Here is a 7,189-nt window from a genome sequence, read left to right as displayed (position 1 = left end):
AAATTATGTGCGGTCCCGGGAAAAAGAGAAAGGCTTGTGCTATCTTACCGGAAATATGGAGGCTATTTCTTATCTTCATTCCAAAAAAATCCGTAATGAAGGTGACGGAGCAAAGCTGATCTCATCAAATGACAGTCAGAATTTTACTTATCGGGGACGGTTTGTAAGTAAGGAAGAGGCTTTTGCAGTAGGAAATGAAACCTCTCAGAAAATTCATAATGCATTGAAGTGGATCATTCGGAAACAGGGAACGTTTTTTGATACGTTGGCAGTTGTTACATGGGAATCTAATCGACTGTGTATGCCAAGATGGAATGTAGATACAGAGATGATTACATCGGAATATGCCTGGGATGATGAAGAACCTGAAGAAGAAACCATATCAGATGGAAATGCAGTCACAGCTGAAAAATTTTACAAAGCACTTCGAGGATATGGAAAAAAGGTAGATAATACATCCGCAATGATCTTACTTGGTTTTGATGCGGCCACACCGGGAAGATTGTCCATGGTTGAGGAGATGACGCTGGATTCTGCGCGATATCTGGAGAATATAAAGAAATGGCATGAGAGCTGCAACTGGATTCATGAGAAATGGAAAGGTAAAGAAAGAATAGCGTTTTCCGGAATGGTTGGTGTTAAAGATGTAGCAGAGATTCTGTTTGGCATAGAAAGTAAAGGCGGACTTGCGATTGCGGACGCAAACGGAAAGAAAATGTATGCGGAAGTTGCGAGAAGATTAATTCCATGTATCTGGAATGGAACCGAAATCCCGCATGATTATGTGAACAGAGCTGTGCTTAAGGCGTCCAATCCATTAACATATAAAGATCGCAAAAATTGGGAAAGGGTTTTAACGTTAGCATGTTCGCTGGTGAAAAAAGATAGAAAAATGGAGGAATGGAATGTGGCATTAGATAAAAATCAAAAAGACAGAAATTATTTATACGGACGTTTACTGGCAGTGGCAGATCGGATTGAATATCGTACTTATGATGATGGAGATAAAGCAAGGGTTACAAATGCAAAAAGATACATGAGTACTTTTTCCCAGAGACCTTTTGAAACATGGAAGGTGATTGAAGAAAATATCCAGCCATATATGAATAAATTGGGGATTGCGGAGAGGCGTTTTTATGAAAATCTGTTAAATGATATTTATGAATTATTTGAAATAGATAGTTTCAAGGATAATAAAAAATTGGATGGTTTATATCTTCTTGGTTTTCACAGCCAGGCTTATGATCTGAAACTGAAAAAGGAAGATTCCAAAGAGAAGGAAGAGGAGGAATAAACGATGAGTGAATTAAAAGGAAAAATTGATTTTACTTTATTTGTAAGTGCTGATAATGCGAATCCAAATGGAGATCCGTTAAATGGAAACCGTCCAAGAATCAACATGGATGGATATGGTGAAATATCGGACGTGTGTATCAAAAGAAAGATAAGAAATAGACTTCAGGATCTTGGACAGAAAATTTTTGTACAGTCAGATGATCGTACAGATGATCCTTATACCAGTTTGAAAGACCGTGCAGATGGATGTGAGGAACTGAAAACTCAGATAGGAAATAAGAAAAATGCAAATCGCGATGCTTGTGCGGCGATTGCCTGCAAAGAGTGGCTGGATGTCAGAGCTTTTGGTCAGGTTTTTGCGTTTAAGGGAATTCCTGTATCATTTGGAGTAAGAGGCCCCGTTTCCATTCATCAGGCGATCAGTCTTTCGCCAATTGATATCATCAGCATGCAGATTACTAAGAGTGTGAACAGCGAATCCGGAAAAGAAAGCAAGGCCTCAGATACCATGGGGACGAAGCATAGAGTAGGTTTTGCAGTATATAAAGTAATGGGAAGTGTAAATGTTCAGCTTGCTGAAAAAACAGGATTCAGTCAGGAAGATGCGGAATTACTGAAAGAGGCATTGAAAACCTTATTTGAAAACGATGCTTCTTCTGCAAGACCAGAGGGAAGTATGGAAGTCTGCAAAATGTACTGGTGGCAGCACGATGAAAAAACGCCGGCTGTTTCCAGTGGAAAAATCCAGAGAGGCTTTGATATTAAATGTAAAGAGGAACATCCAAGAGAATTTAAAGATTACAAAATTTCATGGCATGTAGACGGATGTAAAGAACCGGAGGAGTTTGATTTTGTATAAGGAAGAAGATTTTCTTCAGTTATCCGGAATCCAGCATTTTGCATTTTGCCGAAGACAGTGGGCATTGGCTTACATAGAGTTGCAGTGGCAGGAAAATGTCAGAACAGTAGAAGGGAAAATTTTTCATGAAAACGCACATGATGTAAGTATGAAAGAAAAAAGAGGAGATCTTTTGATCGTACGTGCAATGCCGATTCACTCCTGGGAAATGGGAGTGAGCGGCGAATGTGATGTAGTGGAATTTCATAAAGTAAAAGATGGAATTCAACTGGCAGGGAAAGAAGGGCTTTATAAGGCTGTTCCGGTAGAATATAAAAGAGGCAGGCCGAAAACAGATGATTCGGATATTCTTCAGGTAGCGGCACAGGCAATGTGTCTGGAAGAAATGTTATGCTGCGATATATCTTATGGCTATATCTTTTATGGAGAAACCAGGCATCGCATGAAAGTAGAATTTACAGACGAAGTACGGGAAAAGGTTCGGAAGATATTTTCGGAGATGCATAAATATTATGAGCAGCGCTACACACCGAAGGTAAAAACAAGTAAAAAGTGTAATGCCTGTTCATTGAAGGATATTTGTATTCCTGCTTTGAATAAAAAGAAGTCTGTTTCCAGATATATCGACAGTATAATTGCAGTAGAGGAAAAAGAATGAAAAGGCTTTTGAATACATTGTATGTAACAACTGGGAATAAGTATCTGTCTTTGGATGGAGAAAATGTAGTTGTTTTGGAAGAACAGAAAGAAATCGGCAGAGTTCCTTTGCATAATCTTCAGGCAATCATTACATTTGGCTACACGGGGGCCAGTCCAGCACTTATGGGAGCATGTGCGCAGAGAAATATAGATCTTTCTTTTATGTCCAGAAATGGAAGATTTTTGGCCAGAGTTACTGGTGAGGTAAAGGGAAATGTAACATTGAGAAAGCAGCAATATCGAATCAGTGACAACAGGGAAGAAAGTATACATATAGCCAGAAATTTTATTCTCGGAAAAGTGTATAATTCCAGGTGGGTTTTGGAAAGAGCTACAAGAGACTATGCAATGCGTCTGGATGTAGAAAATATAAAAAAGAAATCTCTGTTTCTTGCACAGAACATGGGGAAAATAAGAGGATGTGAAAGAGAAGAAGAATTATTAGGGCTAGAAGGAGAAGCTGCTTCTGTATATTTCTCTGTGTTTGATGAACTGATATTACAGCAAAAGGAATTTTTTTACTTTCATGGAAGAAATAAGAGACCGCCTTTGGATAACGTTAATGCCATGCTGTCGTTTGGATATTCTTTGCTGGCAGGAATGTGCGGATCTGCGCTGGAAGCAGTGGGCCTTGATCCGTATGTTGGATTTTTTCATACAGACAGACCAGGACGTATGTCGTTAGCCCTGGATCTGATGGAAGAATTCAGAAGCGTTATGGTAGATCGTTTTGTTTTGACATTGATCAATAAAAAAATTATGAAGGAAAAATATTTCATAAAAAAGGAAAATGAAGCGGTCGTTATGACAGATGAAGGTCGAAAAGCCTTTTTGTCAGCTTGGCAGTCCAAAAAACAGGAAACTATTAAACATCCATTTCTGGATGAAAAGATAGAATGGGGAATGGCTCCGTATGTTCAAAGTATGTTGCTGGCGAGATATCTAAGAGGAGATTTGGATGAATATCCGCCATTTTTCTGGAAGTAGGTGAGATAATGCTGGTTTTGATAACATATGATGTGAATACACAAACGGCAGCAGGAAGAAAACGTCTGCGTAAAGTTGCGAAAGAGTGTACCAATTATGGACAGAGAGTGCAGAATTCAGTATTTGAGTGCCAGATGGATGCGACAAAATGCAGACAGGTGAAGAATATTCTGGAGAATATTATAGATAAAGACGTGGACAGCCTGAGATTTTATTATCTGGGTGAAAAGTACAAAAATAAAGTAGAACACATTGGTGCAAAGCCTGGATTTGATGTTACAGATACTTTAATATTATAGTGCGAAAGGTAAGCTTACAGAAATACTTCAGGACATTCGCACCAGAAAATGTGTGTATTTTACTAGAAAAAAATTTACAATATAATGATTTGAATAAAAAACAAGATTGATATGTGCAATAAGCGTAAAAAACAATTTTAGATAAATGTATTTTTGTCTAAAATTGCCGTCAGCCTCTTCGTGAGGCTGTGAGTTGAAATCGTGACCATACCACCGTTATGCACGGTATCGAAAAGTCAGCCTCTTCGTGAGGCTGTGAGTTGAAATGAATCTGAGGGGATAGATTTCTCTCAGGTAATGGTCAGCCTCTTCGTGAGGCTGTGAGTTGAAATATTTTTGTGAGAAAAATAAAAAAGGGGAGCTTTGTCAGCCTCTTCGTGAGGCTGTGAGTTGAAATATGACCGGAGATTACATGGTTGCCGTGCAGGAGGGTCAGCCTCTTCGTGAGGCTGTGAGTTGAAATTCCCTTTGCCAGAGGAATCTGACAGAAAAAGTAGGGTCAGCCTCTTCGTGAGGCTGTGAGTTGAAATATTACAGCCTGATTATTACAGGCAAATGTTTTACTGTCAGCCTCTTCGTGAGGCTGTGAGTTGAAATGTACGACAGAGGATGGAATGATGCACTGGAAAAGTCAGCCTCTTCGTGAGGCTGTGAGTTGAAATAATGATGGAAAAATCATTGGAGCATTTGCGGTAGTCGTCAGCCTCTTCGTGAGGCTGTGAGTTGAAATATCCAGGGAGTGTTCTCGGGGAACTGGAGGCAGGTCAGCCTCTTCGTAAGGCTGTGAGTTGAAATATGTAAGTTGAAATACGAACAATCTTACGGCTATAAATTCCAAATAACTGGGAATTGCAGGGAGAACTTCGCCTGGAAGAACAGTGTGAATGGTATCGTGCAATGTTTGAGGCCTGTAAGAAACGACCATGGCTTCGTGGCTTTGCTTTATGGGAGTGGGCACCAAAGCTGTCTTCTGCTTCCGAGGCATGGAAGGACGACAGTTATGAAATATGTGAGAAACCGGTGCAGGAGATAATAAAGAGATTCTATGAGCATGAGGCAGGAACCTCATTAATGTAATATTTGTAAAGGAAAAAGAACAGTCTGTTTTGATGGGATTAATTTCTGTTATGACAGACTGTTTTTTCTATTCCATTATCAATAGTTGATTTGCGGAAAAACATCGAAATATATGTGTCGTGAGGAGAAGTTTATGCTGTATATAATACTATTAGCTGAGTTATATGGGCATATGTCAAAAACATTATTGACATATGCCTTTTATAGAATTATTATATAAGAAAAGCAAGAAAGGAGCAGTTTATGCCGAGACCAGTAAAATGCAGAAAAGTTTGCCATTTCCCCAATGTTTTAGAATTCTTTCCGGCAGATGATACTGAGAAAAAAACACCTATTGTTCTGACGGTAGATGAGTATGAAACCATCCGTCTTTTGGACAAGAAAGGTTATAGTCAGGAGCAGTGCGCAGCATCTATGCAAGTCGCAAGAACAACCGTTCAACGAATTTATGAGATTGCCAGGAAGAAAATAGCAGATGCACTCATTGATGGATATCCGCTTAAAATTGAAGGTGGAGATTTCAAAATCTGTGATGGTCAGAGCGGTAACTGTAGGCTTGGAGGATGTTATAAGCAGGAGTTTCATCAAAAATATGCAGCAGAAAAAGGAGAAGGTATCATGAGAATAGCAGTAACGTATGAAAATGGACAGATTTTCCAGCACTTTGGACACACAGAGACATTTAAGATTTACGATGTAGAGGAAGGAAAAGTAGTACATTCAGAAGTAGTAGATACGAATGGAAGCGGACATGGCGCATTGGCAGGAGTTCTTAAAGCATTGAATGCAGATGTTTTGATCTGTGGCGGAATCGGAGGCGGCGCACAGACAGCGTTAGCGGCAGCCGGTATTAAGCTTTTCGGAGGAGTTTCCGGAGATGCGGATGAAGCAGTAGAAGCGTTTATCAATGAAACACTGGAGTATAATCCGGATGTGAAATGTTCTCATCATGAGCACAGCCACGGGGAAGGACATACATGTGGCGAGCATGGATGTGGAAGCCATAGCTGTCATTAAGAAAAATAGCAAAAAATAATAATACAAAAGAATGTGTCAAGGTAATGGAGAAAGGCAACTGTTGACTTTTGCTTTTTAGCGTGTTAAAATCAAGAATGTAGAAAAACAAAGACGTTTTGCAGTCATTATTGCAAAGCGTCTTTTTATTTTATCAGCAGTGATAAAGAGTGTGCGGTAAACAGATAATACAGAAAAGGAAGAATGCTCTATGAAAGAATTGTTATTTTTGCTTGTATTGTTTGTTTCTAATGTTATTCAGGCTATCACAGGGTTTGCCGGCACGGTATTGGCGATGCCGCCTTCCGTTTATTTGCTTGGGCTGGATCATGCAAAGGTGGTCCTGAATGTTATGGCCTGGCTGTCCGGACTGATGATTGCAGTGACCGGATATCGACATATAAACTGGAAAGAATTGCTTAAGATGTCTGCGGTCATGTTGTTTGGAATGTTTGCAGGGATACAGATCTGCCGGATCGTGAAATCTGAAAATATTCTTCTGACAATATATGGAATCATAATCGTCGTAGTTGCATTAAAGAATCTGTGCATCCATACAGAGAAAAAACTTCCGGATCTCATTTTGTGGATAGTTCTGATCCTAGCAGGGATAATTCATGGTATGTTTGTATCAGGAGGGGCTTTACTTGTGATCTATGCAACACAGGTACTGAAAGAAAAAGAAGAATTTCGTGCGACAGTGGCCCCTGTATGGGTGGTGCTGAATTTTTTTCTGATGGTTACCCAGTTCAGGAGCGGCCTGGTTGGAACGGCAGATATTCGACTGATCTGTATCAGTATCCTGCCATTACTTATAGCTACATGGTTAGGTAAAAAGCTGGTATGTAAAGTATCTCAGAAGGTATTTCTGAATCTGACTTATATACTGCTTCTGATATCTGGAGTATCTTTGATCGTCTGATGCAGTTGATCACAGGAAGCTGCGGTGGAGAAAGGT

The 7,189-nt window shown here is 39.7% G+C and carries 8 protein-coding genes and 1 CRISPR repeat array; all 8 genes read left to right on the top strand.

Translation table 11 applies throughout. The annotated features are described in order from the left end of the window. On the top strand, positions 1-1,294 hold a 1,294-nt coding region (gene cas8c, locus AB5026_RS05645; RefSeq protein ID WP_368212950.1), incomplete at its 5' end, for a type I-C CRISPR-associated protein Cas8c/Csd1. Positions 1,295-1,297: 3 nt separating this feature from the next. Further along, entirely contained in the window at positions 1,298-2,155 is an 858-nt protein-coding gene (gene cas7c / locus AB5026_RS05640) for a type I-C CRISPR-associated protein Cas7/Csd2 (protein ID WP_092072103.1), read from the top strand. Next, positions 2,145-2,813, top strand: a complete 669-nt coding sequence (gene cas4 / locus AB5026_RS05635; RefSeq protein WP_334292743.1) for a CRISPR-associated protein Cas4 — start codon at positions 2,145-2,147, stop codon at positions 2,811-2,813. Before cas7c ends, cas4 begins: the two co-directional genes overlap by 11 nt. Then, positions 2,810-3,841: a type I-C CRISPR-associated endonuclease Cas1c gene (gene cas1c / locus AB5026_RS05630; protein WP_092072098.1), complete on the top strand. Its 1,032-nt coding sequence runs from the start codon at positions 2,810-2,812 to the stop codon at positions 3,839-3,841. The genes cas4 and cas1c overlap by 4 nt, the downstream gene beginning before the upstream one ends. Positions 3,842-3,849: 8 nt before the next feature. After that, positions 3,850-4,140, top strand: coding sequence for a CRISPR-associated endonuclease Cas2 (cas2, locus tag AB5026_RS05625; RefSeq protein ID WP_092072094.1), 291 nt, complete (start codon positions 3,850-3,852; stop codon positions 4,138-4,140). A 168-nt stretch (positions 4,141-4,308) separates the two neighbouring features. Continuing rightward, a CRISPR array of direct repeats spans positions 4,309-4,935; the repeat unit is 32 nt; unit sequence GTCAGCCTCTTCGTGAGGCTGTGAGTTGAAAT. A 54-nt stretch (positions 4,936-4,989) separates the two neighbouring features. Beyond that, positions 4,990-5,217, top strand: a complete 228-nt coding sequence (locus AB5026_RS05620; RefSeq protein WP_368212948.1) for a hypothetical protein — start codon at positions 4,990-4,992, stop codon at positions 5,215-5,217. Between the two features lie 243 nt (positions 5,218-5,460). Beyond that, positions 5,461-6,234 carry a NifB/NifX family molybdenum-iron cluster-binding protein gene (locus AB5026_RS05615; protein ID WP_368212946.1) on the top strand — a complete coding sequence of 258 codons (774 nt, stop codon included), beginning with the start codon at positions 5,461-5,463 and terminating at the stop codon, positions 6,232-6,234. A 208-nt stretch (positions 6,235-6,442) separates the two neighbouring features. Then, entirely contained in the window at positions 6,443-7,153 is a 711-nt protein-coding gene (locus AB5026_RS05610) for a sulfite exporter TauE/SafE family protein (RefSeq protein WP_118368513.1), read from the top strand. Positions 7,154-7,189 lie beyond the last annotated feature (36 nt).

Origin of the sequence: Blautia sp. RTP21359st1_E11_RTP21359_211015, from assembly GCF_040910705.1 — a bacterium.
Taxonomy (GTDB): domain Bacteria; phylum Bacillota; class Clostridia; order Lachnospirales; family Lachnospiraceae; genus Blautia_A; species Blautia_A fusiformis.
The sequence above is the reverse complement of the archived record's forward strand: the minus strand, read 5'-3'. Positions and strand labels throughout refer to the sequence as shown.